The organism is Candidatus Oscillochloris fontis, from assembly GCF_004138135.1.
Lineage (GTDB): Bacteria > Chloroflexota > Chloroflexia > Chloroflexales > Chloroflexaceae > Oscillochloris > Oscillochloris fontis.
In genome coordinates, this window is the sequence record NZ_RYFD01000094.1 from 1 (window position 1) to 4,048 (window position 4,048).

Genomic DNA, 4,048 nt, shown 5'->3' on the forward strand with positions numbered 1-4,048 from the left:
CGCTACGGGCGACGCAAGGAGCATGATCTGGCACGAAAGACCGTCTTTATCCGTACATACGTACTGCGTAAGGTGAGTCATATAGTTAATCGCCTATTGCGTTATCCAGTACAACATCCGTTAGTTTACAGTTGGGTAAAAGAGGCTTACCTTGCGAACATTTTGCCTGAAAGAATGTCTGAAATCGTTGCATTACTCATATCAACCAGTATTCCTGATTTTGTTGATACTTCTAATCATAAAATGATTACATGGGCCATATATTACTCTCGCACACCACAAGAAACGAAAGAGGCGCTACTGAAAGATCATCTATATCAAGATGCCGTAACTGACATCTTAGATATTTCCGGTAGACTTGGACTACCATCAGTAATAGAAGCGTTAATTGATAGATATTGTTAAGAATACCACCTTTGGGTTCATCAGCAGCTTTTAGGGTTGAGGATGCCGCCCAACGCCAGCCTTCAGGTGCGCCGCTGGCAGCTTCCCGTGATCCGCGTGAAGCTTGCCGAGAAGAACAGCCAGACATGGCACCCAGGTTGCAGGCCGCGCCAGCGGCGTCACCTGCGAGGCGATGTTGGGCCGTTGGTTGACAGTTTGGCACGATATATGGCTTAAGAGCATTGAATTTCTCCTTATTGTGTTAACAATTTAAATGCTCATCTACCTCTGATTATCTCTTAAGCCGGGCGAGTATTTTGTTGACAACAGAGCTGAGAACGGGCATGATGAGACGTGATGAATAGCACGAACCTTCTGTCTATAACTGAGGCGTCCAAACGGATTGGAGTCACCCGACAGCGTTTGCACAAACTGATCGAACATGGTCAGATACAAGCTGTGCGTTTAGGGCGATACCTCTATATCGACGTATCAGAAGTGGAGCGATACGAACAACTCCCGGAAGGGAGACCCTACGCGCCACGCTCGACTCAAGATGAGAACTCTGTTGACAACCGTCAATAGAGATGGTAAGATTAGGATGTACGTTCGGATGATATGGAGATCTATAATGATTAAGCACCCCGGAGAACTTCTCCCGACTCCTTTCGCAGAAGGCTATACGCTCGTTTTCGGAACAGACCATGGCCAACTCTTTCAGGGCGACTGCCGTGCGTTACTGCAGGATCTCCCTGACGCATGTATCGATATGATTTTTGCTGATCCTCCCTTTAATCTTGGAAAGGACTATGGCAAAAACATATCGGATAGTATGCGAAGGGATGAGTATTTGGCTTGGTCGAAAGAATGGTTAATGGAATCGGTTAGGGTACTCAAACCTGGCGCAAGCCTTTTCGTATTCAATCTTCCCATGTGGCTCATTGAATATGGTGCTTTCTTGAACACACAGGGAATGTCTTTTCGTCATTGGGTTGCATGCCGTATGCCGAAAGCATTTCCTCGGGGCAAAAAATTATCTCCAGCCCATTATGGCTTGCTCTACTACACAAAAGGTGAGCCTACTACTTTTAATAAAATCTATGTCCCTATTCCTACATGTCGCCATTGTGGGAAAGAAGTTCGTGATTATGGTGGCCACAGAAATAAACTCAATGAACGAGGCTTGAACTTAATGGATGTTTTTGAAGACCCTGATGAGATCTGGATTCCCGCAAGTGAAATCGATCACGAACATACCCAACTATGGACTGATGCTGAAGATGTGTGGGATGATATTCCTCCAGTACGTCATGGGAAGTACAAGACACGAACGGCAAATGAACTTGCTCCTATTATGCTAGAGCGTCTTATTGCGCTATCTACTAATCCGGACGATGTGGTTTTCGACCCATTTGGTGGCTCTGGAACGACGTATTATGCAGCAGAAAAGATGCATCGGCGATGGTTAGGGATAGAGATCGGCGATACTGACGCTGCAATACGAAGGATGCGAGATTATCAAGATGGAATCTATGTCGAATGGGAGTCTGCCCGTGGGAATGGAGCAAAACGACGAAATGGTGTAGATCAACTGAAGATGTTTGAGCGACAGACAAACAGGTATCAGCCCTAGACTAATGCGCGCCCATCAGTGCCCTTCTGAATAAGCGGCACACTAGTATCTATATCATCATGTTCTACGGCGATTATTATCATTATTCCTTGTTTAATTGGCATACTCTTCCATGTCTGAAAGTACGGCTGTAACTCTTCGTAATTTCCAATTCTATCTGTAAGATACGGATAGATATTGCGCGTTGGTAAAACAAGTACTCCTCCTGAGATTGTCTCTCGGAGTAAGCCCAACGCGATCTTATTGAGGGCACGATGGCTGGATGAAATGTTTCCTGTTTCCCATTCGAACACAAAGGGCTTTGTTGATGTCAATCTAATGGCATCTACGTTCCCTGGCCTTTTAACATCTCGTATGAAGATCGATTTTTCAGCCTCCCAACCAAATTTATCACGCAAAACAATCATACAGCCATTTTTAATAGGCTTTACACCATTCCCTTTCCTTACAGGATTAATGATAAATTTATCCGATCCCTCGGGCCAAACGACGGAGGATACTGCTTCACGAATTTCTGTTCTGATATCAAGCCATTCTTCTGTCGCCTCAAATTCTCCAGCGCTTATCAAAATCTCTTCGTGAACGATTTTCATCATTGCTCCGTCATCTTGATTATCTCCTGCTACCCATTTTACCATGGGCTGTGACAAACATAATTGTCCGACATAGGCGTTTCGGGTTGAGGTGCGGCCCAACGCCAGCCTTCAGGTGCGCCGCTGGCAGCTTCCCGTGATCCGAACGAGGCTTGCCCAAGAAGGAAGTTTCCAGAATGCACCGCGTTCGCAGGCCGCGCCAGCGGCGTCACCTGCGAGGCGATGTTGGGCGGCGTGATAGGTATGATGATTGAATTATTGCATACCAATGCTGTATGTTGAGATGAAACCTTTGCAAGTAGCAACGCACACCTTTAGAGCTTAGCCTGACGGCGATGCAACGCAAGCGCCTCTCGATTAGGGATCATTGTGGTATTTTTGGGTAAGCGAATGGGCTGATCTGCGAATACGTTATAGTCAGTATACTGCAACTCAGGAGCGATGAGAACGGTCATCGTCTCAGGGTTAATGGCAATGAGTCCAAGATCGAAAAGGGTGTGCAGATCGGCACGTAAGAGTAATCCATTTGACGGATGGTTTGTATCAGACCCACGATACGGTACAATATGAGCTGCCTCAAGCGCTTGTTCGGCATTACAATGCGTAATGGCGCATTTTCCTTCATATGCGGTAAGGAGCATGCTTCGAAACATTGGCTGCCCTCTTCTCCGGACAATCGAAGCAAGGGATCGCTCACGCCCATCCGGAACATCATGAGGATCGAATGCTTGTTCTAATACGAGAGTATTTTCTGTTTCAGATAGTATTTCCTGAATCGTAGATTGAGTTGTGATAAAGAAGTCAGAAAGTCGATGTTTTCTTCTTTGAAGTTGAATATGATCTCTATCACTTGATATTCCTGGAGAAAAATGGATATTTTCTGAGGCAAGACTAAAATAGTACCAGATAGTTGGATGGCTAAGAAGTTCTGAAATGGCATCTAAGCTCCTTGTGTGAAGCCAGAAAAGAGGGGCTGGTGAATGAAGGGTAGATTTTGTTGGAGAGTAGTCCCAATTTTGAAACTTGATAGTATTGGTATCAACTAAGAGCCATACCCCTCTATCAGTGCCTGATGCAACAACGGCGGCTAAGAAGATTCCTCCGACAACGAGGCTAAGGACTTGTTGATGCGAGCCAAACCATGCTTTATCAGGACATTTTGTATGGATAAAAGCTTGTTTAAAAAAGGTAACGTATTGACTTTCGAGGAGAGGTGTTGTGCCTCTCCGGCGAGATATCCAACTGATAATATCATGTTCCCACGTTGTGTAGCTCATGCTTTAGCCTAGTCTATGATAGCTTGAGAAATTACGGTTAATAGTATCATAAAACTTAGCATGCATGCAGTGATTTGATGCGCCCGCCCAACGTCTGCCTTCAGGTGCGCCGCTGGCAGTTTCCCTGGATCGGAACGAAGCTCGACTGAGAAGAACATTTA

5 protein-coding genes are annotated in these 4,048 nt (G+C 45.5%); 3 read left to right on the forward strand and 2 right to left on the reverse strand.

Translation table 11 applies throughout. From position 1 onward, the window contains the following. The 3 genes from EKD03_RS18530 to EKD03_RS17915 all read left to right on the forward strand — a co-directional run. Positions 1-405, forward strand: a 405-nt coding sequence (locus tag EKD03_RS18530) for a hypothetical protein (RefSeq protein ID WP_161569312.1), incomplete at its 5' end; no start/stop codon positions are given. A gap of 336 nt (positions 406-741) precedes the next feature. Continuing rightward, positions 742-969: a helix-turn-helix domain-containing protein gene (locus tag EKD03_RS19135; protein ID WP_129633784.1), complete on the forward strand. Its 228-nt coding sequence runs from the start codon at positions 742-744 to the stop codon at positions 967-969. A gap of 46 nt (positions 970-1,015) precedes the next feature. Further along, complete coding sequence (locus EKD03_RS17915; RefSeq protein WP_129633786.1) at positions 1,016-2,017, forward strand: DNA-methyltransferase; 1,002 nt, start codon at positions 1,016-1,018, stop codon at positions 2,015-2,017. Here EKD03_RS17915 and EKD03_RS17920 read toward each other — a convergent pair. Both EKD03_RS17920 and EKD03_RS17925 read right to left on the reverse strand, forming a co-directional pair. Then, positions 2,014-2,712: a PDDEXK family nuclease gene (locus tag EKD03_RS17920; RefSeq protein ID WP_202976815.1), complete on the reverse strand. Its 699-nt coding sequence runs from the start codon at positions 2,710-2,712 to the stop codon at positions 2,014-2,016. The genes EKD03_RS17915 and EKD03_RS17920 overlap by 4 nt on opposite strands. Before the next feature lie 212 nt (positions 2,713-2,924). Next, complete coding sequence (locus EKD03_RS17925; RefSeq protein ID WP_129633788.1) at positions 2,925-3,887, reverse strand: HNH endonuclease; 963 nt, start codon at positions 3,885-3,887, stop codon at positions 2,925-2,927. Positions 3,888-4,048: the final 161 nt, after the last annotated feature.

Coding starts and splice junctions, on each gene's coding strand:
- EKD03_RS17915 (WP_129633786.1), top strand. CDS start 1,016: ATGATTAAGCACCCCGGAGAACTTCTCCCGACTCCTTTCGCAGAAGGC.
- EKD03_RS19135 (WP_129633784.1), top strand. CDS start 742: ATGAATAGCACGAACCTTCTGTCTATAACTGAGGCGTCCAAACGGATT.
- EKD03_RS17925 (WP_129633788.1), bottom strand. CDS start 3,887: ATGAGCTACACAACGTGGGAACATGATATTATCAGTTGGATATCTCGC.